Here is a 21,861-nt window from a genome sequence, read left to right as displayed (position 1 = left end):
CAAAATACTTTTGCTTATCCTCAATTGACTAATGGGCCGATTGAAGGATTAAACAACAAAATCAAGGTACTTAAGCGAACTGCTTATGGCTACCGTAATTATTCACACTTTAAAAATAGAATTTTATTGATGATGCGTTTATACGCACCAAATCATCCGCCCAAAATCGCTGTTTCTTAACACTAATTTTGAATACAATTGATCCAATCATTTGCTTATTTTATCTTTTGATCTAAAAAAAGAGGAGAAGTAACCATACGGTTACCTCACCTCATCATCAACCCTATTTGACAAAGAGCCTAAAAATGAAGCAAAAAGCATCCTTTCTTCATCACGCTTAACGAAGAAAGGATGCTTTCGATTAATTATTTAATTGAACTTTTTTCAGCTAACTGATTATAGTCAGGACGATGTAAATCATGTGCGCGTTTCTTAGATGCCGCAATCGTATTTTGAAGTTCAGGTGCATCGGTATGATACAAGCCAAAACTTGTTTCTCCTTTATTCTTATAAAGTAACGAGTTGTTTTTATCGCCAAGTTCGCGTGCACGTTCATCTAATCGTTTTAAGTTTTGCATATAGTCTAATTCTTTTTCATCGGTTATTTGGAAGCCTTCAGGTTGATAGAAGCGTAGCAAGTCATTAGATAAAATATCTTGACTATAATTTATTGCTAATTGTTCATCATCCACTTGTGCTAAAATAGCCGCACGTTCTTCTTCAGTTAACAATTCGAGTAATTCGCCAGTTGATGTTTTGTAGATGCGACTGCCGATGACAGTATAATCTTTGCTTACATATACGCCATTACGGAAAATAACTTCATTATCGTTATCTTTAGATAATAAATCTTGTCCAAACATCGCATAATCTTTTGTATCAATTCCTAATAAATGTAACATCGTTGGTAAAATATCAATCTGTCCACCATACGTATGATTAATACCTGCTTGTACGCCTTGCTTACTAATACCTGGCATGTAGAACATAACGGGTACACGTTGTAACATCGTATTATCAAAATCGCCCCATTCATCGATGTTAGCATCAGGTAGGACGGTTGCTAAATCTTTGTTACGTGAATTTGAAATACCATAATGGTCACCATAAAATACGAATAATGTATTGTCATATAAGCCAGCTGCTTTTAAGTAATCGAAGAATTCTTTAAGCGCTTGGTCGGCATAATGAGCCGTTGAGAAGTAACCGTTAACTGTTTCATCTTTCGTTTGAATGATTGGGAAACTATTATTTTTCTCTTCAAAAGGATAAGGGAAATGATTACTTACGGTAATAAATTTAGTATAGAACGGTTGTGGTAATTGTTCTAAATATGGAATTGAATCACGATAAAAGAGTTTATCTTTTAAACCATACTCTAATGAATTTTCATCAGTTAGAGCATAGTAGTCTGAGTCAAAGAAATAATCATAACCGAACTTTTTATAACTATCTGTTCGGTTCCAGAAACTACCAACATTCCCATGGAAAACAGCTCCAGTGTACTGACCAGCAGTTTTTAAAATAGCAGGAGCGGCTTGGAATGTGTTATCTGATCCATATTGACTAACTGCCGAACCTTGAGAAAGACCATAAATAGAATTTTCTAACATTAATTCAGCATCACTTGATTTACCTTGTCCTACTTGATGGAATAGATTATCAAAACTAAATGAATCGGGACTATGGAAGACGCTATTTAAGAATGGTAATGCTTCAACTTCATTGCCTTGTTCATCAGTTGTTTTATAATCAATTAGAAATTGTTGAATACTTTCTAAATGAAGAACAACAACATTACGTCCTTTGGCAATACCAAACGTGGATTTATCAGGTTCAGCGTAATGAGCGTTTACGTATTCCATAATAGGTTCCATTTCACTTGCATCTGCTTGAGCACGAATTTGACTCGCACGAGCGGTCTTTGCAACATCATAAGTTGCGAAGAAATTTAATCCTAAATATTTCACTAAGTAATTGCGGTCAAACGTACGAGTTAATAATTGTGGTCGACTGATTTCAGCTAATTGTAAATTTAAACCAAAGATAATAGTCGACATAGCGAGTAGTGAAATTGCATATCGCTTATTAAAGCGGTAAGATACAGTTCGACGATCAAATTTACGACGACCAATCCAGTAAATAATAGGTAGGTCGAGTAAATAGAAAACATCGTGCCATTTCATTAGTGCAAAAAATGATGAGAACATTCCGCTCATTTTATAACTTTGTGAACTAAAGAATGATTTAAAAGTTAAGAAATCTGAAAACTCACGATAGTAAATGATATTAGAGTATAGTAAGATTGTCTGCGCAATTGCTAGTACTAACAACAAGCGACGACTTTTCTTTTCGTTGGAAACAAAAAGACTAATGGAGTAAAAAAATAATCCAAAAGCAATTGGGTTCATCCACAAAATTAGATGTTGGAAGAAACCAGCAACACCTAACGAAAAATCAAGATAGTATCCTAAGACGGTTTTAAACCATAATAATGCTGTGGCGAATATGATATACTTTGCACGCGGGTGTTTCACGTTCTGTTTGAACGCCTCCCACGTAATACGGCTGAACCGTTTAAATTTTAAAAACATTGAGCTCATCTACTTCCTTTGCTATGATAATAATATCTAACGATTTAATGTTGGATAATGACATCCAGTCAACTTAAGTAGTTGAATCGAAATAATAAATTTTCATGGGTAATTAGTAACAAAGCGATTCATTAAAGAAAGCTTTGTTTATTTTTTTATTTTGTTATATCTTCCCTATCATAACGTCGAACGTTAAGGTTGTCCACTTATTTTATAGAACCTTAATAATCGTGCGCTTTCAAGGTGAATGATAACGCTTTATTATTAGAAGATGATGAAAATAACACGCATATAGAAGAAAGAAGGAACATTATGAAATTAAGACAAATCAAGTTAAGAAGACCGTTTCCAAGTGCCTCGAAGCCATTAATAAAAGAAGAACAAGTGATATCTGGTGAATTAACAGACAACGGAGAAATCGTTGAATTAGTTGATACACACGGTAATTATGTAGGTAGTGCATTGTTAGCACAACAAAATAAAGGAATAGGCTGGTGGTTAACGAAAAACCGTGTCGATGATTTTCCTAGCTATTTACAAACGCATTTAGCGCAAGCAATTCAAGCTCGCCAACATTATTTTGCGGACCACTTAACGACTGCTTTTCGCTTAGTTAACGGAGAGGGGGATCATTTACCTAGTTTAACGATTGATTGGTATGATCACTATTTAGTTGTTTCGCTTTATTCTAAGAGCATTGCGGCTTACGAACGGATGTTATGTAACCAGTTAAATGAGTTACTTGATATTAAAGGTATCGTTGTAAAAAGAAGATATGAAGATTTGCAATCGTTAAGTTCAGAATGGGTATTTGGTCAAGAAGCACCAGAGCCATTAATTATTTTAGAAAATGGAGTGAAGTATGCGACTTATCTAAATGATGGATGGATGACTGGTATTTTCTTAGATCAACGAGAAGTTCGTCAGCAAATTATGGAACATTATGCCATGGGAAAAGAAGTATTAAACTTATTTAGTTATACAGGTGCTTTTTCTGTAAGTGCAGCGATGGGAGGAGCGTTGCGTACAACAAGTGTGGATGCAGCTAATCGCAGTCGTGAATTAACGGAAGAACAATTTGCCGTGAATGGTTTAAATCCTGCTGATCAGTCCATTTATGTGTTTGATGTATTTAAATTTTTTAATTATGCGCGTAATAAAGGTATGACATTTGATTTAATCATTTCAGATCCACCAAGTTTTGCACGAACAAAAAAACGTGTGTTTAATGTGATTAAAGATTATCCAGAAATTATTCGTCAAAGTGTATCACTATTAAATCCGAATGGTTACTTGATTGTATCGACTAATGCTTCGAATTGGTCTAGTCGTCAGTTTGACTACATGATTGAAGAAACATTGAGTCAATTAACAACGGCTTTTGAAGTCGTTGAATCGTTCGAATTACCAGCTGACTTTAAGACACCAGAAGATTCGACAACAAGCAAGTACTTAAAAGTGCGAGTGATTCAAATAAGTGATAAACTATAAGTATTAGGGATAAACCTCTATATAATTGGCGCGATGAACACGATTGAAGAGAGGAGTTTCAATATGTCATATATTGCATTAGTGAACGAATCAAAACATTATAAAAATGGTGAAACAATTACTCGGGCGAATGAACAAGTGAACTTTGAAATAAAAAAAGGTGAATTTGTTGTTATTTTAGGCCCCAGTGGAGCAGGAAAGTCAACCATTTTAAATATTTTAGGTGGAATGGACCAACCAACGAGTGGCGAGGTATGGGTCAATGGGAAAAATATTGCGACATTTAATGACAATGAATTGACGAAATATCGTCGACATGAAGTCGGGTTTATTTTTCAAAACTATAATTTAGTGCCTAATTTAACTGCACGGGAAAATGTTGAATTAGCAGCAGAAATAACAAAATCAGCAGCTAATATTGATGAGGTGTTGGGGAATGTCGGCTTAAAGGATAAAGCGGATCATTTTCCTGCGCAATTATCAGGAGGCGAACAACAGCGTGTATCAATTGCTCGAGCGGTAGCTAAGCAACCAAGCTTGTTACTTTGTGATGAACCAACTGGTGCGTTAGATTTTGAAACAGGTAAACAAGTATTGAGCTTACTTCAAGAAACTTGTCGGACGACAGGTACAACGGTTGTTTTAATTACGCATAACCAACAAATTGCTAAAATGGCTCATCACGTCCTCCACATATTAAATGGACAAGTGGAAGAGGATATTTATAATGAAACGCCATTAGACGTCGAACAAATTGAATGGTAGGTGGATACCATGAAAACATACATTAAATCAATTGTTCGTGACATTACGTTTCATTGGGGGCGGTTTTTATCGCTCATCTTAATTATATTGTTAGGAGTAGCTTTTCTCGTAGGTATACGTGCTGCGGGTCCAAGTATGTTAGAAACAGCTAACAATTATTATCAAAAACAGCATTTTGCAGATCTCAGTATTGTTTCTCCTTATGGAATCGAGCCGGAAGATGTTCAAGTATTAAATGATGCAGGTTATAAGACAATAAGTGAAGTAAGGTTTGATGCGGAATTAGTCGAACCTAAAAATTTATTATCAATTCGGATTTATGATCCTTCGGCTAACATTAATAAAGTACTGATTACAGAAGGACGAGCGCCTAAAGAACGACACGAAATTTTGATGGATCAATATACGAGACGACGAATCGGATTGAATCTTGGAGATTCGATTCAATTAAAAACAAAAACAGTTGCCGAGCAAGCGAGTGAGGAACAACCTCAGTTACAAGAGGAACACTTTAAAGTGGTTGGATTTGGTCAAGTCCCTGAATACATCGAAATTCATCAAAGAGGGCGGTCGAGAAGTTTTGAACCGTATAACTTTTTTGCATATGTCACTCAGGATGCCGTTCAATCTCCAATGGATACGTTCGCGGTCGTCGATTTGAATACGAAAGCACCATTTTATGATGCGTCTTATAAGAAACAAGTCGAGCAAGCGCAACGTAAGATGGAACAGGTCTTAAAAAAACAAGGCCAAAAAAGAGTAAACGTCATTCAATCAAAAGGACGTCAAACGATTGAACAAAAAGAAAAACAATTAAACCAGCAAGTTGAACAGCTGCAAGAAGCAAAAAAACAAGTTCAACGAGCTAAAGAACAATTAGCAACGGTCGAAGGTCAAATGGATCAACGATTATTTCAACAACAATTTGGTGCAGAAATAAAGACATTAAATGAGCAAGAGCAACAACTCAAAAAACAAGAAGAACAGACGCAACCTAAGATAGAAGAAGCGCGTCAATCGATTGAAACAGCGAAAAAAGAGTTAGTTGATTTAAAAACGATTGATTATTTTGTATTAAAACGTGATGCACTGCCAGGTTACTTAGAATTTGAAGATAATGCGTATCGTATTTCGGCGATTGCTTCAATCTTTCCTGTGTTCTTTTTCTTAGTCGCTACATTGATGAGCTTTACGTCGATTAAACGAATGGTGGATGAGCATCGTACACAAATCGGTATGTATAAAGGGTTAGGCTATTCTAATCGTCAGTTGTATCGGAAGTACGGTATATATGCTTTGCTTGCCGTTCTAATTGGAGGGACTATCGGATTATTTGTAGGCTATCCGCTGTTTCCGCCTTTAGTATATGGTGCTTATGCTTCACTTTATAACATTCCTAATTTTGAAGTGGTCGTTCAACCACTTGATTGGATGTTAGCATTTGGATTTTCAGTATTAAGTACTGTTGGATCAGCTTATTATGCGGCGCATCATTCACTAAAAGAAGTACCAGCTGACCTTTTACGACCAAAACCGCCTAAACAAGGCCAACGTATTTTGCTAGAACGTTGGACCTGGTTATGGAATCGTCTCAGTTTTAATCGAAAAATGACATTACGCAATTTATCTCGTTATAAAGGGCGCAATTTAATGACAATATTGGGTGTAGCGGGATGTACGGCCTTAATTGTGACAGGATTTGGTATTAGTGATTCCGTTAAACACTCATCAGAGCGTCAATTTAATGAAATTATTAGTTATCAAGGCCTGATTCGTTTAAATGATGATTTAAGCGACAAAGCACGTGAGGACATTGTGAAAGAGCTACAATCAGATGAAACCATTCAATATGTGATTCCTGTTCATACGGAATCAGCGAATGTATCACCGACCGATCGTGCAAAACAAGATGTACAAATTTTTGTCCCACTAGCAGACGATTATAAAGAAGTCCTAACATTACAAAATCGGCAATCGGGCGATTTATTGGATTTACCGCAACAAGGTGCTTTAATGAGTGAGAAACTTCGTCGTCTATTACAAGGAGCTAATCAAGCGGAAATCACGACTGAAAACGATGAAGTGAAAAATATTTCGATCACAGCAACGGTTGAGAATTATTTAGGACATTACATATATTTCAGTCCTGAAAGTTATGAAAAAGAATTCAAACAAGCGCCAAAAGTTAATGCATATTTATTAGCGTATCCAGAGAATGAGACTTGGGAAAAGGACTTATCGAGTCGATTAAGTGATACGCCTGGCGTATTAGCCTTTGTATCTTTAACAGATGTTAGTCGAGCGTATAAAGATACGTTGGATAGTTTAGATAACATTACAATTGTTTTAATTGCATCGGCCGCGTTATTGGCGTTTATCGTGCTATACAGCCTGACTCAAATTAATATTTCAGAACGTCAACGGGAGTTGTCGACGATTAAAGTATTAGGGTTTTATAATCGAGAAGTTAGTTGGTACATTGGTCAAGAACTATTAGTTTTAACAGGCTTAGGAATCCTATTTGGATCTATACTTGGGAATGGTCTGAACCGCTTTATTTTAAATATTAGTGAAGTGGATCAAATGTTACTTCCAGCGACCATTCAACCATTAAGTTATTTCTATGCAGCCGCATTGACGATTGTCTTTTCGGTGAGCGTACTAATACTAATGCACTTCCATTTAAAACATGTAAACATGGTGGAAGCGTTGAAAGCGGAAGAATGATTTGATATACTGGATGTAATTGAATAGCCTTGTTAGGTGAGGTTACTTGCTCTGAGATATACCACTGCCCAGAAACGTCTAAAGACGCCAACGGGTTAGCAGAAATTTTCGAATTAAGGAAATTTTTAATGTGGTTGAACGAAATCATGTTCTATCGAGTGAGAGCTAAAACTAAACGAAGAGGTGCGAAGAATAATTTTTGGTTGAATCGTTCAGAAGGGCACGTCTTTTTCGTGCCCTTTTTTTGTTTAAAATGGCAAAGATTCAACTAAAAGGATGGAGGAAAGAATTGATGAAAACAGATATGAGTAACGAAAAATATTATCAATTAATATTTACAGCGGCGAAAAAAGACGAGCGCGATACGTTTCGAGCCCTGTTTTTAAGGTTACATGAAAATGACCAAGTAGAAGTATTTCATTTACTGTATCCACAAAATAAAGCAAAGATTACTCAATTTCTTTCCTCTGAAGAATTTGCGGCAGTCTTTGACCAAATGGATTTTGAAGATCGTTTAGACTCGGTGACATATTTACCAGCGCATTATATGACTGAAGTGTTTCGCTATGCAGCTGATGATAACGTGACAAATTTATTAAATAATGTGGACGAAGAGCAGCAGCAACAATTGCTGGAAATGATGCATCCTAACGATCGTCGAACCATTGAAAAAATGTTGCAACATGATGCAGATACTGCGGGTGCAATAATGACCACCGAATTAATTAAAGTGTCTGTCAATGACACGGCAGATATGGTTATTCAAAAAATGCGTGAAATCGGGCGACTAGCAGAAACGATTTACTACATTTATGTTGTTGATGAAGGACAACATTTAACAGGAGTTATTTCATTACGTGAATTAATTTTGTCACCAGGTGAAACGAAAGTCGAACAATTAATGACGACACAAGTTGTAACCGCAAATGTTGAAACAGACCAAGAAGAAGTTGCACATCTGATTCAAGAATATGATTTACTAGCCTTACCGATTGTTACAATTGACAATGTATTAGTAGGAATTGTAACGGTTGACGACGTTATTGACATTTTAGAAGACGAAGCGACCGAAGACTTCCACCGTTTTGCCGGTATTAGTACGAAAGATGAAGATAATGAAGAAGCTGAAGAAAGCATTTGGATGATGACCCGGCAACGACTACCATGGATTTTAATTCTATTATTCATGGGATTACTTTCGGCTAATTTAATTAGTTTATTTGAGGATACGTTAGCAGAAGTTGTTGCGTTAGCATCATTCATGCCTATTTTAACGGACTCTGCGGGTAATGTCGGGACACAATCGTTGGCGGTTTCTGTTCGACGTTTAACGATGAATTCAGATGAACAACCGAATTTTTGGACGATGTTATTAAAAGAACTGTGTACCGGAACATTAATTGGAACTGCAGCGTCTTTAACAATTGCAGGAATTGCTTTAGTGATGTATCACAATGTAACGTTGGCCTTTGTTATTGCAATATCTATTTTAGTCACACTGAGTATGTCAACAGTTATTGGTTATTTAGTGCCTGCCTTATTTAATAAATTAGGGATTGACCCTGCTGTTGCTTCGGGACCTTTTATTACAACGATTAATGATATTTTTGGACTGTTTATTTACTTTAGTATGGCCACCGCCTTATTACATTTATTATAATGAAATTCAAAAAGTCGGCATAGCCGGCTTTTTTGTTGCAATGATTTTGTATCGGTCCATTTTTGTTGAACAAACAGGAAAGTGAAAGAATCTTTTTAAGACTCCCTTAAATCACGTGAAAATAAATGATTTATTCGGTAAAATAGGAATAATAAAATAAAAAAGAAGTGAGTGAAATCATGCGATCCGATTATAAACAATTAGCAAAGCGCCACCATTCACCCAGTAATCGACGGACTAAACGAAAAAAGCGGCGTGCATTTGGCTGTATTGGATGCGGTGTAATGCTAGGTGGATTGGTAATGATTGGGCTATTGATTGTTTTTGCTTTAGGACAATGGCGTCAAACCAGTCAAGAGAACTTAATCGAGCAGCAACGGCAAGAATTTTTTGATTCACTTGGATTAAAAAGTCAGGAACTATATCAAAAGACTAACTTATTACCAAGTATTTTACTCGCGCAAGCGGCTTTAGAATCTGATTTTGGGACAAGTGAACTATCAGCAACTTATCATAATTTGTTTGGAGTGAAAGCTGGTCCAAACGAACCAAGTGCTCGTTTACAAACGAAAGAATATTTAAATGGAGAATGGGTAGATATTGAAGCGGATTTTCGTGTTTACGAATCAAATGAAGAATCGCTAGAAGCTCATGCAAACTTACTACTTTACGGAACCAGTTGGAACGCTCAGCAATATCATGCAGTAATGGCTGGAAATACACCTGAAGAACAAGCGACAGCGTTAGGTGCATCTGGATACGCCACTGATCCGAATTATACAGCTAAAATTTTGCAGTTGATTGATCAGTATCAATTAACGACGTATGATCCACCGTTTGAAATGACGACTATTAATGAATAAATGTACGAAAAATAACCGTTATAACTTATATTTTTCCTATTTATAAAGCGGTTTAATCCAGTTTAGTTGTAAATGATTTGGATAAAATAGAGAAGAAGCACTGAAAAAAAGAGAAATTAATGGCATTTCATGCTAAAATAAGTAAGAACAAACATGAAGAAAGTAGGGGAAACTATGCAGGCACCAATTTTACCAGGTCAGACGATCGGCGTTATTGGCGGTGGTCATGATGGAATTGGATTTACATTAGAAGCCTTAGGTATGGGCTATTTAGTTAAAGTTTATGTTGAAAATGAAGCGGATGCAATTTTGAAATTACCAGTAGATATCACAATTGGATCATATACGGATGAAGCAGCGTTAAAAAAATTCGCTGAAGCATGTGATGTAGTGACATACACTACACGCAAAATTACTTCGGACATAATTGAGTCATTAAAAGAAGTAACACGTTGCGATCAAAATAGTGATTTACTATATTTAGATCAAGATGCTTTTATGGCAAAAGCTTTACTTGAAGCGGCTGGTGTTTTAACGCCTAATTACACACCAGTTTCGACAGTAGATGAAGTGTTAAGTAGTGCAGAAGAATTAGGATATCCTTGTATTTTAAAAACGAGTCAAATGACGAAACGTACAGTGGCACCATCTGTTATCTTAAGAAGTTCAAAAGATTTTGATCAAGAACCTATTTTAAAAATATTTGAGCATGGTACAGCTATTCTTGAAACATTTATAGAAGATGCTCAAGTTTTAACATTAGGAATTGCTCGTAATGAACGAGATGATAGTGTGTTATATCCTTTAGTATCATTAGAAGAAAAAAATTACGAATGGATTCGCTCATTTGTTCCAGCACAACACGGCGTTGAACATGTGATTACAGCGCAATCATTAGCAGAAGCGTTGAATAATACGTTCCAAACAGTTGGTTTATTATCAATTAAATTGCTACTAAGTCCACAAGGAACAATGTATGTTTTAGAAGCAAGTAATCGACCAAGAGCATGGCTCGATTATTCTAACAAAGTTACAACAAGTTCACATTATCATAGCCACTTAAGAGGAATTGTTGGCTTACCAATGATTCGTGTGGAATTATTCTCTATGGCCATTTCAATGCCTGTTACAAAAGATAATATCCATCCAATTTTAATGCAAACGATGCAACATGATAACTGGCATTTATCCATTCATCATGCAGATGAGACGGTGATTCCTACAAGTTACGGAACAGCCACTGTTATGAGTAACAAAGCGAACGAACTTTATGAAACATTCCATCAAATGGAAGACGAATCATTCCATTTTGAATGGGAAAAACCTTACTAAAATCAAATAAAATGAGTCTAAGTTTGGACGGATACGAATTCAAAGTAAGGCGTTATCCTGGGAAAAACTTTGACTCATTTTTACATGAGAAGGGAATTGTGAAATTAGCGTGAAATTATTAGAAGGAATGAATCAACAACAACGAGAAGCCATAACGACAACGGAGGGTCCATTACTTGTAATGGCCGGAGCTGGTAGTGGGAAAACTCGCGTACTAACTCACCGTATTGCTTATTTAATAGAAGAGAAACAAATTAGTCCATGGCGCATTTTAGCCATTACCTTTACGAATAAGGCCGCTAATGAAATGAAAGAACGGGTAGCACAAATTGTTGGATCGCAAGCAGAAGGTATGTGGCTATCGACGTTCCATTCGATGTGTGTACGTATTTTACGTCGCGAAGCTGAATTGATTGGATATGATCGGTCATTTAGTATTATCGACCAAAATGAACAACGTACCTTGATGAAACGTATTGTGACCGAATTAAACTATGATACGAAGCAATATGATCCACGCAATATTTTAAATCACGTGAGTCAAGCTAAAAATGATTTGTTAACACCTAATGCTTATATTCAAGAAAATACAAGTTACATGGGTGAAGTGGTATATGCTTGTTATAAAGCGTATCAAAAAGCTTTAAAAGAAAGTCAATCGATGGACTTTGACGACTTAATTATGAAGACCGTTCATTTATTTCAATCAAATGATGACGTCTTGATGCGTTATCAACAAAAATTCCAATATATTCATGTAGATGAATATCAAGATACGAATACGGCTCAAAATGAATTAGTTTACTTATTAGGACAAGGCTTACGTAATATTTGTGTGGTCGGGGATGCGGATCAAAGTATTTATGGTTGGCGTGGTGCTAAGATGGGTAATATGTTGAATTTTGAAAAGACTTATCCAGATAGCCGAGTGATTTTACTTGAACAAAATTATCGTTCAACCCAAACGATTTTAGACGCAGCTAATAGTGTGATAAAAAATAACTTAAATCGAAAACCAAAAACGCTATGGACAGATAATCAAGCAGGCGAAAAAATACAAGTATATGTGGCACAAAGTGAAACCGATGAAGCGTATCATGTCATTGAATCGTTGCAAACACTGATGAAAGAGAAAAATTATCAATGGGGGGACTTTGCCGTTTTATATCGAACTAACGCACAAAGTCGAGCATTTGAGGATGCCTTTTTACGATCGAATATCAATTATCGTTTAATTGGTGGACAACGCTTCTTTGATCGAAAAGAAATTCGTGATATTTTAGCGTACTTGAAATTAGTAGTGAACCCGGGAGATAATATTAGTTTTAACCGTGTTGTTAATGAACCTAAACGGGGATTAGGCGCGGTATCGTTAGGCAAGTTGTATCAATTTGCTGATCAACAGCAAGTCTCATACTTAGAAGCAGCAGAAATGGTCGATTCATCAATTGTCGGAGCAAAAGCTGTAAAGAACTTACATGAATTTGCTGAAATGATTGCGGCATTAAAAGAAATGAGTGAAATACTCGCTTTACCTGCATTTATTCAAGAAGTGATGCAACAAACAGGTTATCAAGCTGCCCTTGAAAAAGAGGCTACACTTGAAAGTGAAAATCGATTAGAAAACTTGAACGAGTTGTTAACAGCAGCGGAACAATTTACTAAACAGCTTGAAAGTCAAATGGGCGTAGAGTCAGTTGCGGCAACGAGTTTACCTAGTCATTTACAAGAAGAAGTGACCACACCTGTCGTACCAACAAGTGAAGATGAAGTGTCAGATGATATGGATTTACGTAACTTTGATTTATCGATTCCAGAAGCTTCTCCGTTAGTTCAATTTTTAACGGACTTAGCGCTTGTTGCTGACAATGAAACAGATGAAGAAATTGATAGTGACAATCAAGTAACTTTAATGACGTTACATGCGGCTAAAGGACTGGAATTTCCAGTTGTTTTCTTAGTCGGATTGGAAGAAGGTATTTTCCCGTCATATCGAACACTTGAAAGTGAAGAAGAATTAGAAGAGGAACGTCGTTTAGCATATGTTGGAATTACACGAGCAGAGCAACGTTTATTTCTAAGCCGTGCGCGCCAACGCATGTTATTTGGAAAGACACAAAGTAATCGTGCTTCTCGTTTCCTTAATGAGTTAGATCGGACATTATTAGATGACAATGGACAAGGGGATTGGATGCAATCCACTTATGGTACGTGGCAAGAAAAGCAAGCGGGCAAAGTGGCGAAGACAGGTTTTGCACAGCGTCAAGAAACACGCTTTATGCAAGCGACGCAGCCAGCTAAACAAACGCCAAGCGCTTCAACGACCTATCAACTCGGTGATAAAGTTAATCACAAAAAATGGGGAACAGGTACAATTGTTAAAGTCACAGGTGAATCAAATGATCAACAAATCGATGTGGCATTTAAAGGTATGGGTATTAAACGACTATTAGCTAATTTTGCACCTTTAGAAAAATTATAGAAAGGTCGGATATGAGTGACTGAACAGGAGTATATAGCGCGTGTCAAACAGCTAAATGAATATCGGCATGCGTATTATGATTTAGATGCGCCTATCATTTCAGATCATGAATATGATGCGTTATATCAAGAATTATTATTGATCGAACAGGCTCATCCTGAATGGATTGTGAACGATTCACCAACGCAACAAGTAGGTGGAGAGGTATCGGGTCAGTTCACTAAAGTAACTCATCGAACACCTCTTTATAGTTTAGCGAATGTATTTAATGCACAAGAACTTCGAGCGTTTGATCAACGAGTGAAAAAAAGCATAACAGCAGAAACAGTTGAATACGTATGTGAATTAAAAATTGACGGTTTATCTATTTCATTAACGTATGAAAAAGGCCGTCTAGTTGTTGGAGCAACACGTGGCAACGGCCAAGTTGGTGAAAATATTACAGCCAACTTAAAAACTTTAAAACAAATACCAACACAGCTAGATGAGCCGTTTACCGGTGAAATACGTGGCGAATGTTATTTGTCGAAAGAAGCTTTTCTTGCTTTAAATAAACGACGAGAAGCTGCAGGGAAAGCGACTTTTGCGAATCCAAGAAATGCAGCTGCAGGTAGTTTGCGTCAATTGAATCCAGCTATTACACGGGAACGACAACTCGAAATCTTTTTATATCAATTGGTTGTACCGAACCAACGTTTAGACCAAGTAGAGCAATTAAACCAAATTGAAGCACTTGGATTTCCAGTGAATGAACGCCGAATTCAAACACAATCAATTGAAGAAATAATCGAATTTATTGAGCAGTATAGTGAACTACGTCATCACTTACCTTATGAAATTGATGGTATCGTAATTAAAGTGAATCAATCAGAAGTACAAGAACAACTCGGATTCACTGAAAAAGCACCACGTTGGGCAACTGCTTATAAGTTTCCAGCAGAATTTAAGACGACCCAATTATTAGAGGTTGAATGGACGGTAGGTCGAACAGGGGTCGTCACACCAACTGCTGTAATGGCGCCCGTTAATTTACTGGGGACAACTGTTCAACGAGCTAGTTTACACAATGTCGACTTCATTCAATTGAAAGATTTACACGAAGCAGATCACGTGGTCTTGTATAAAGCGGGGGACATTATTCCTGAAATAGCGCATGCTGTTATTGAAGAACGACAAGAAGATGCTCAACCAGTGCAGATTCCGACGCACTGTCCATCCTGTCAAAGTGAGTTAGTCCATTTAGAGGATGAAGTGGCCTTGCGATGTATTAATCCTAATTGCCCAGCGCAATTAGTGGAGTCGTTAAGCCATTTTGTTTCTCGTGATGCTATGAATATGGTCGGCATTGGAAAACAAGTTATTGCGCAATTAGTAGCACATGATTTAATTCATGAAATAACAGATTTATATACTTTAAAAGAAGAAGATTTGATACAATTAGATGGTGTAAAAGAAAAATCAGCGCAAAATATCGTTCAATCGATTCAATCGAGCTATTCTCGCCCATTGAATGCCCTTATTTTTGGTTTGGGAATTAGACACGTGGGTCAAAAAGCAGCGTTACTCATTACTCAACATTTTAAAACGAGTGATGCGCTATTTAGAGCGAGCAAAGAAGAATTTGCAGAAGTGGATGGTATTGGGCCTGTTATTGCAGAGAGTTTAGCGAATTTTTTTGCTGAACCTCATGTCGTTGAACTCTTTCATACCTTTAAATCGTTAGGTTTATCCTTACAAATGGAAGATGTGCCCGTGACAAGTCATTCGACTGTTGAAGGCATGACGATTGTACTTACTGGTAAATTAGAGCAATTCACACGAAAAGAATTAACCGAACGTCTCATCCAATTAGGTGCTAATGTGACAGGAAGTGTCTCTAAAAAAACAGACCTCGTTGTAGCCGGTAAAGAAGCTGGTAGCAAGTTAACACGTGCTGAAGCATTAGGTATAACCGTTTGGACAGAAGACGAATTACAAGAACATTTAAAAGGACAATGACAATGAAAAAAATCATAAAAAAATGGATTCCGTTAATGGCGTCAGTTGCTTGTTTAAGTGGGTGTATGGGATTAGAACAACTCAATGAGTCAAAGAATTCAATAGAATCAACTGATACAGAAGTACCTGTAACAACAACTAATAATCAATTGAGTTCAGATTTTTACCGTGCATTGATCGAAGAAGGACAATATAAACCTAGTCAATCACGTGGTGTGAGTCTTAGCTTAAATTCCGGATACAATATGAAAAATTTTGAAACGGGATTAGTTGAGGTAGCTCAGCGTGCTTTTCCATCCGATCAGTATTACTTCCAAGAAGGACAAGTACTAGATCATGATACAATCAAAAAGTGGCTCGGCCGAAAAAGTGATCAAAATAAAGATGGTTTAAATCCAGCAGCGGTAGAATCTGGCGAACGTCAACCATATTATTTAGCTCAAATTTTAGAACAAGACTATATTGTTCAGAATAATAAAACGTATCAATTAGAAGGTATGGCAATTGGGTTAGCGATGAATACAGAAGACGTATATACAGAAGATGGCCGCGAGTATAAAAGTGAAATCGACGAAGAGACTATGAAGCAAAAAGGAAAAGAAATAGCCGGAACGATTTTACAACGATTGAGAGAAAATGAAGCGCTTAGAAACGTTCCGATTGTTTTTGGTATTTTTAAACAAGCTCCGAGTGATGATTTAGCTGGTGGTGTGTATATTTTCGAAGCAACTTCAACGAAAGGTGCTTTAATTCCTCAGTGGATTGATTTGAAAAAAGAAATTAAAGTCTTTCCACAATTAGAAGGCAATCCTACTCCTGATGCGACGCGTTTTGAAAATTTCCGAACCAATGTCGAAGGTTTCTTCCCTAACTTGTCTGGTGTAACTGGAAAAGCAAGTTATCAAGATGGCGCACTAGAGAAATTACAAGTTAACATTATGACTCAATTTTATGGCGAAACAGAAATTATTGCTTTTGCGCAACATGTTACCGATATGGCTACTAAATATTTGAAATATAATATCCCTGTTGAAATTCAAATTCAATCCATTAATGGACAAGAAGCCTTAATTATTCAAAACCCTGAAAAAGATCAGTTCATGTATTATATTTATCAGTAGTATTTGATCAGTTAAGAAAAATGATGGTATAAAGTTAAGAAGAGAAAGGAAGATACGATGAAACTGACGAAAGAAGAAGTAAAGCAAGTTGCTTATTTAGCTAAATTATCAATTAGCGAAGAAGAAGTGGAGCAAATCACGAATGAAATGCAAGCAATAGTTGATATGGCCGAACAATTAGACCAATTAGATATTCCAAGTGATGTTCCTTTAACAACACATGGTCAACCATTGAAAAATGCTTATCGTGAAGACGTTGTGAAACAAATTGACGAACGTGATGAATTATTGAAAAACGTTAAAACACATCACGACGGAATGATTCAAGTACCTGAAATTATGGCAGATGGAGGTCAAGGCGCATGAAGCTAAATGAATTAACAATTGTTGAAATGCATGAAGGATTATTAGCGGGTCAATTTACAGCAGTCGATTTAGTAACGGCTGTTTTCGAAGCAATTGATGATCGCGATGAACGATTCGGTGCTTTTTTAGCGTTAAATAAAGAAGAAGCTTTAGAACAAGCTAAAGCGGCAGATGAAGCGGGTTATTCAAAAGAGCGTCCATTAAATGGTATTCCGATTGCGATTAAAGATAATATTGTTACAAAGAACTTAACAACGACTGCTGCAAGTCGCATGTTAGAAGACTTTGTTCCAATATATGATGCAACCGTCATTGAAAAATTAAAAGAAGCTGGCGCAATTATTGTCGGAAAAGTGAACTTAGACGAATTCGCTATGGGTGGTAGTACTGAAACATCTTATTTCAAAAAGACAAAAAATGCGCATGACTTAGAACGTGTGCCAGGGGGATCTTCTGGTGGATCAGCTGTTGCTGTTGCCGCACATATGGTTCCAGCTAGTTTAGGATCTGATACAGGTGGATCAATTCGCCAACCTGCAGCATTCAACGGAGTAGTGGGGATGAAACCAACATACGGTCGTGTATCACGTTATGGTTTAATTGCTTTTGCATCAAGTTTAGATCAAATTGGACCAATGACAAAAACAGTTAAAGATAACGCATTAGTATTAAGTGCAATTAGTGGGATGGATGAGAAAGATTCAACTACTGCTAATGAAGTAGTTCCACACTATGTAGATGAAATAAATACAGACTTATCTCAATTAACAATTGGAATTCCTGAAGAGTTTTTAAGTGAAGGTATTTTACCTGAAATTCGTGAAAATGTTAAAAAAACAGCTGAGCACTTGAAATCATTAGGAGCAACAATTAAAAAAGTTAGTTTATCACATACACAATATGGAATTAGTGCTTACTATATTATTGCAAGTTCTGAAGCAAGTTCTAACTTACAACGTTTTGATGGTATACGATACGGATATCGTGCGGAAAACACTAAAGATTTAGATGATTTATATGTAAAAACAAGAACAGAAGGATTTGGAACAGAAGTTAAACGTCGTATCCTATTAGGAACATTCTCTCTATCTTCTGGTTACTATGATGCTCATTTCAAAAAAGCGGCTCAAGCACGTACGTTAATTAAAAATGACTTTGCTAAAGCATTTGAAGATGTAGATATCATTCTTGGACCAGTTGCACCTGATGAGCCATTTAAATTAGGTGAACGAATTAGTGATCCAATTCAAATGTATATGGCCGATGTATTAACTATCCCAGTTAACTTAGCAGGCCTTCCTGCATTATCAGTCCCAGTTGGCATGTCAAAAAATAATTTACCAATAGGGGTACAATTTATTGGACCAGCATATAGTGAACAAACATTGTATAACGTTGGTCAAGCTCTTGAAGATGCTGGATTATTTAGTTCACATACAGAAAAATAAGGAGGAAACCACGTTATGAATTTTGAAACAATTATCGGGTTAGAAGTTCACGTCGAATTAAAAACTCATTCAAAAATTTTCTCTCCATCGCCAGTAGCTTATGGAGCAGAACCAAATACTAATACAAACGTCATTGACTGGGGATATCCAGGGGTACTTCCAGTTTTAAATAAAGGAGCCGTTGAGTATGGAATGCGTGCAGCTTTAGCATTAAACTGTAAAATCCATCAATCAACGAGCTTCGACCGTAAAAACTATTTCTACCCTGATAATCCTAAAGCTTATCAAATTAGTCAGTTAGACTATCCAATCGGTTATGATGGATATATTGATATTGAAGTAGAAGGTAAAAAGAAACGTATTCGAATTGAACGTGTTCACCTTGAAGAAGATGCTGGAAAAAACACACACGGTGTCGATGGATTTTCTTATGTTGACTTAAACCGTCAAGGAACACCATTAATTGAGATTGTATCTGAAGCTGATTTACGCAGCCCAGAAGAAGCGTATGCTTATTTAGAAGCATTACGTGAACGTATTCAATTTACAGGAGTATCTGATGTTCGAATGGAAGAAGGTTCAATGCGTTGTGATGCCAATATTTCATTACGACCTTACGGCCAAGAGAAATTCGGAACAAAAGCAGAATTAAAGAACTTGAACTCGTTCAACTACGTTCGTCGTGGGTTAGCTCATGAAGAAATTCGTCAAGCAAATGTGTTGAGAAGCGGCGGAATTATTGAACAAGAAACACGTCGTTTTGACGAACAAACGGGTGAAACCATCTTGATGCGTGTGAAAGAAGGTCAAAGTGACTATCGTTACTTCCCAGAACCAGACCTTCCACCATTAGAAATTAGTGATGAATGGGTAGAATCCGTTCGTCAATCTATTCCAGAAATGCCAGAAGTTCGTCGTAAACGTTACATTGAATCATTTGAATTACCAGAATATGATGCTATGGTATTAACATTATCATTAGAAATGTCAGATTTCTTTGATGGAACAGTGGCAGCTGGTGCTGATCCAAAACAAGCTTCAAACTGGTTAATGGGCGAAGTGTCTGCTTACTTGAATAGTGAAAAAGTAGAATTAAACGAAACAGGCTTAACACCAGAAAACTTAGCGGATATGATTCATTTAATTGAAGACGGAACAATTAGCTCAAAAATGGCTAAAAAAGTTTTCCGTTTACTAGCTCAAGAAGGTGGACAAGCGAAAGACGTTGTTGAAAAACATGGTATGGTTCAGTTAAGTGATCCATCTAAATTATTACCAATCATTAACGAAATCTTGGATAATAATCCACAATCCATTGAAGACTTTAAAGGTGGAAAAGATCGAGCAAAAGGCTTCTTAGTGGGTCAAATCATGAAGCAAACTCGTGGACAAGCTAACCCAGGTATCGTCAATAAATTATTAAGTGAAGAATTAAGTAAACGATAAAAGTGATGGGATTAAGGGAGAAGGGTGTTGAAGATGAAACGAGCACGAGTAATATATAATCCAACTTCTGGACGAGAAGTGTTAAAAAATCAAATGATTGATATTTTAAATATTTTAGAAGATGCGGGCTATGAAGCAAGTGCTTATCGAACAACTCCTGAACCTTTTTCTGCACGAGATGAAGCTAGACGTGCTGGTGAAGCAGGTTTTGATTTAATTGTTGCTGCAGGAGGAGACGGTACGATTAATGAAGTTGTATCAGGCATTACACCGTTAGAAAAACGCCCTATGTTTGCGATTATCCCTGCAGGTACAACGAATGATTATGCACGTGCGCTTAATATTCCACGAGACAATTTCTTAGAAGCGGCACGAATCATTGCAAATAATCAGCCTTTAGCGATTGATGTGGGTCAATTTAATGAACAATACTTTATTAATATCGCAGCAGGTGGCTATTTAACAGATTTGACCTATGATGTCCCTGCAAAATTAAAAACTATTTTTGGCTATTTGGCTTATTTAGCTAAAGGAGCAGAAAAATTACCTCAAGTTCGCCCCATAATGGTACGTATCCAACATGATGAAGGAACTTATGAAGGATTTGCATCCATGTTCTTTGTCGCATTGACTAATTCAGTTGGTGGTTTTGAACAATTAGTACCTGATGCGAATTTAACAGATGGTAAATTTACTTTGTTAGTTATTAAAACGGCTAATCTATTTGAAATGCTACAAATTGTGAATCAAATGTTATTAGGTGGTAAACACATTAATAACCCTAATGTGTTATACGTTAAAACACGTTATATTAAAGCTGAAGCAATTGATGGCTCACAGTTAATGATTAATGTAGATGGTGAATATGGTGGAGATGCTCCAGCAATTTTCCGTAATTTACAGCAACACATTAATGTATTTGCTAACTTAGGTAATTATCCAGCTGTTACGCCAGATGATGTATTAGCGCATGAAGCAGAACAACGCTTTAAATATGAAATGGAACGTATGGATCCATTCACTTTAAGCGATTTAGAACAAGACCAAAATTACTAAATAGTTTTAAATAAAAGTTTCAAACACTTATAGCATCATTTTATACAAGATGAAGTAACTAGTTAGTTGCTTCATCTTTTTTATGTAAATTGCTTAATATATTTAAACTGGACTGTTGGAGAAGAATAAAAGTGATAATCAGTGTATAAAGTAATTGGCTCAAATGTTTATTTTCAGTCAAGTCCATAATCTTGTGTAAAAGTTTCTAGTACAATGTTCTATACTCTCTTACTGGTTAAACTTGATATACTTTCTTTTAGAACTGATCCATTCGTCATGCGTGTCCATCAGGACAGCACCAATTAAACGATTGGCTGACACACGATTGGGGAAAATACGAATAATCTTTTCTCTTCGGCGTACTTCTTGGTTCAATCGTTCAAGAAGATTAGTACTTTTTAAACGATTGTGACTCTTATCCATTACTGTGTATTGGAAGGCATCTTCGAAGCCATTATCTAAAGTCTCACAGGCTTTTGCATAGTTCCTTTGATTGATATAGTTAGTAATCA

Annotated in this window: 17 protein-coding genes and 1 riboswitch; of the genes, 14 read left to right on the top strand and 3 right to left on the bottom strand. The window is 36.5% G+C overall.

The window, feature by feature from the left end:
- Positions 1 to 180, top strand: a 180-nt coding sequence (locus tag L866_RS09295) for a transposase (RefSeq protein ID WP_211236683.1), incomplete at its 5' end; no start/stop codon positions are given.
- A 185-nt stretch (positions 181 to 365) separates the two neighbouring features.
- Here L866_RS09295 and L866_RS0105615 read toward each other — a convergent pair.
- A complete protein-coding gene (locus tag L866_RS0105615; protein WP_025729980.1) occupies positions 366 to 2,594 on the bottom strand; it encodes an LTA synthase family protein in 2,229 nt (742 codons plus the stop codon).
- Between the two features lie 312 nt (positions 2,595 to 2,906).
- Here L866_RS0105615 and L866_RS0105610 point away from each other — a divergent pair, with 312 nt between their 5' ends.
- The 13 genes from L866_RS0105610 (at position 2,907) to L866_RS0105550 (ending at position 21,349) form a co-directional block, all read left to right on the top strand.
- Positions 2,907 to 4,085: a class I SAM-dependent rRNA methyltransferase gene (locus L866_RS0105610; protein ID WP_025729978.1), complete on the top strand. Its 1,179-nt coding sequence runs from the start codon at positions 2,907 to 2,909 to the stop codon at positions 4,083 to 4,085.
- Positions 4,086 to 4,148: 63 nt separating this feature from the next.
- Positions 4,149 to 4,850, top strand: a complete 702-nt coding sequence (locus L866_RS0105605) for an ABC transporter ATP-binding protein (protein WP_025729976.1) — start codon at positions 4,149 to 4,151, stop codon at positions 4,848 to 4,850.
- Positions 4,851 to 4,859: 9 nt separating this feature from the next.
- The gene (locus L866_RS09070; protein ID WP_025729974.1) at positions 4,860 to 7,577 is read left to right on the top strand and encodes an FtsX-like permease family protein; all 2,718 of its coding nucleotides are present in this window, start codon (positions 4,860 to 4,862) and stop codon (positions 7,575 to 7,577) included.
- A 21-nt stretch (positions 7,578 to 7,598) separates the two neighbouring features.
- Positions 7,599 to 7,767: riboswitch (M-box (ykoK) riboswitch) on the top strand.
- A gap of 102 nt (positions 7,768 to 7,869) precedes the next feature.
- A complete protein-coding gene (mgtE, locus tag L866_RS0105595) occupies positions 7,870 to 9,237 on the top strand; it encodes a magnesium transporter (RefSeq protein ID WP_035446250.1) in 1,368 nt (455 codons plus the stop codon).
- 179 nt (positions 9,238 to 9,416) lie between these two features.
- A complete protein-coding gene (locus L866_RS0105590) occupies positions 9,417 to 10,100 on the top strand; it encodes a glycoside hydrolase family 73 protein (RefSeq protein ID WP_084030304.1) in 684 nt (227 codons plus the stop codon).
- A 174-nt stretch (positions 10,101 to 10,274) separates the two neighbouring features.
- Entirely contained in the window at positions 10,275 to 11,432 is a 1,158-nt protein-coding gene (locus L866_RS0105585) for an ATP-grasp domain-containing protein (RefSeq protein WP_025729968.1), read from the top strand.
- Between the two features lie 127 nt (positions 11,433 to 11,559).
- Entirely contained in the window at positions 11,560 to 13,914 is a 2,355-nt protein-coding gene (locus L866_RS0105580) for a UvrD-helicase domain-containing protein (RefSeq protein WP_035446252.1), read from the top strand.
- Positions 13,915 to 13,929: 15 nt separating this feature from the next.
- Positions 13,930 to 15,912 (top strand): NAD-dependent DNA ligase LigA, encoded by a 1,983-nt coding sequence (gene ligA, locus L866_RS0105575; RefSeq protein WP_025729964.1) that lies wholly within the window; start codon positions 13,930 to 13,932, stop codon positions 15,910 to 15,912.
- A 2-nt stretch (positions 15,913 to 15,914) separates the two neighbouring features.
- Positions 15,915 to 17,033, top strand: a complete 1,119-nt coding sequence (locus L866_RS0105570; RefSeq protein ID WP_245578438.1) for a CamS family sex pheromone protein — start codon at positions 15,915 to 15,917, stop codon at positions 17,031 to 17,033.
- A 57-nt stretch (positions 17,034 to 17,090) separates the two neighbouring features.
- Positions 17,091 to 17,399 carry an Asp-tRNA(Asn)/Glu-tRNA(Gln) amidotransferase subunit GatC gene (gatC, locus tag L866_RS0105565; RefSeq protein ID WP_025729960.1) on the top strand — a complete coding sequence of 103 codons (309 nt, stop codon included), beginning with the start codon at positions 17,091 to 17,093 and terminating at the stop codon, positions 17,397 to 17,399.
- The gene (gene gatA, locus L866_RS08615; protein ID WP_035446249.1) at positions 17,396 to 18,847 is read left to right on the top strand and encodes an Asp-tRNA(Asn)/Glu-tRNA(Gln) amidotransferase subunit GatA; all 1,452 of its coding nucleotides are present in this window, start codon (positions 17,396 to 17,398) and stop codon (positions 18,845 to 18,847) included. The genes gatC and gatA overlap by 4 nt, the downstream gene beginning before the upstream one ends.
- Before the next feature lie 15 nt (positions 18,848 to 18,862).
- The gene (gene gatB, locus L866_RS0105555; protein ID WP_025729982.1) at positions 18,863 to 20,293 is read left to right on the top strand and encodes an Asp-tRNA(Asn)/Glu-tRNA(Gln) amidotransferase subunit GatB; all 1,431 of its coding nucleotides are present in this window, start codon (positions 18,863 to 18,865) and stop codon (positions 20,291 to 20,293) included.
- Positions 20,294 to 20,326: 33 nt separating this feature from the next.
- Positions 20,327 to 21,349 carry a diacylglycerol kinase gene (locus L866_RS0105550; RefSeq protein WP_025729958.1) on the top strand — a complete coding sequence of 341 codons (1,023 nt, stop codon included), beginning with the start codon at positions 20,327 to 20,329 and terminating at the stop codon, positions 21,347 to 21,349.
- Positions 21,350 to 21,407: 58 nt separating this feature from the next.
- Here the strand turns inward: L866_RS0105550 and L866_RS09810 are convergent, their stop codons facing one another.
- Both L866_RS09810 and L866_RS0105545 read right to left on the bottom strand, forming a co-directional pair.
- The gene (locus L866_RS09810) at positions 21,408 to 21,536 is read right to left on the bottom strand and encodes a hypothetical protein (RefSeq protein ID WP_281170797.1); all 129 of its coding nucleotides are present in this window, start codon (positions 21,534 to 21,536) and stop codon (positions 21,408 to 21,410) included.
- A 41-nt stretch (positions 21,537 to 21,577) separates the two neighbouring features.
- Positions 21,578 to 21,861: IS256 family transposase (locus tag L866_RS0105545; protein ID WP_035446248.1), on the bottom strand; the 284-nt coding region annotated here is incomplete at its 5' end.

It is taken from the genome of Atopobacter phocae ATCC BAA-285 (assembly GCF_000526675.1).
In the GTDB taxonomy this organism is placed as follows: Bacteria; Bacillota; Bacilli; order Lactobacillales; family Aerococcaceae; genus Atopobacter; species Atopobacter phocae.
Note: the sequence above shows the minus strand (reverse complement) of the source record. Positions and strands in the feature narration are given on the sequence as shown.

Excerpts from the sequence above, each read along its gene's own strand:
- L866_RS0105550 (WP_025729958.1), top strand. The coding sequence starts at position 20,327 with ATGAAACGAGCACGAGTAATATATAATCCAACTTCTGGACGAGAAGTG.
- gatA (WP_035446249.1), top strand. The coding sequence starts at position 17,396 with ATGAAGCTAAATGAATTAACAATTGTTGAAATGCATGAAGGATTATTA.
- L866_RS09070 (WP_025729974.1), top strand. The coding sequence starts at position 4,860 with ATGAAAACATACATTAAATCAATTGTTCGTGACATTACGTTTCATTGG.
- L866_RS0105585 (WP_025729968.1), top strand. The coding sequence starts at position 10,275 with ATGCAGGCACCAATTTTACCAGGTCAGACGATCGGCGTTATTGGCGGT.
- gatB (WP_025729982.1), top strand. The coding sequence starts at position 18,863 with ATGAATTTTGAAACAATTATCGGGTTAGAAGTTCACGTCGAATTAAAA.
- L866_RS0105570 (WP_245578438.1), top strand. The coding sequence starts at position 15,915 with ATGAAAAAAATCATAAAAAAATGGATTCCGTTAATGGCGTCAGTTGCT.
- L866_RS0105610 (WP_025729978.1), top strand. The coding sequence starts at position 2,907 with ATGAAATTAAGACAAATCAAGTTAAGAAGACCGTTTCCAAGTGCCTCG.
- L866_RS0105605 (WP_025729976.1), top strand. The coding sequence starts at position 4,149 with ATGTCATATATTGCATTAGTGAACGAATCAAAACATTATAAAAATGGT.
- L866_RS0105590 (WP_084030304.1), top strand. The coding sequence starts at position 9,417 with ATGCGATCCGATTATAAACAATTAGCAAAGCGCCACCATTCACCCAGT.
- mgtE (WP_035446250.1), top strand. The coding sequence starts at position 7,870 with ATGAAAACAGATATGAGTAACGAAAAATATTATCAATTAATATTTACA.
- L866_RS0105580 (WP_035446252.1), top strand. The coding sequence starts at position 11,560 with ATGAATCAACAACAACGAGAAGCCATAACGACAACGGAGGGTCCATTA.
- L866_RS0105615 (WP_025729980.1), bottom strand. The coding sequence starts at position 2,594 with ATGTTTTTAAAATTTAAACGGTTCAGCCGTATTACGTGGGAGGCGTTC.
- gatC (WP_025729960.1), top strand. The coding sequence starts at position 17,091 with ATGAAACTGACGAAAGAAGAAGTAAAGCAAGTTGCTTATTTAGCTAAA.
- L866_RS09810 (WP_281170797.1), bottom strand. The coding sequence starts at position 21,536 with ATGGACTTGACTGAAAATAAACATTTGAGCCAATTACTTTATACACTG.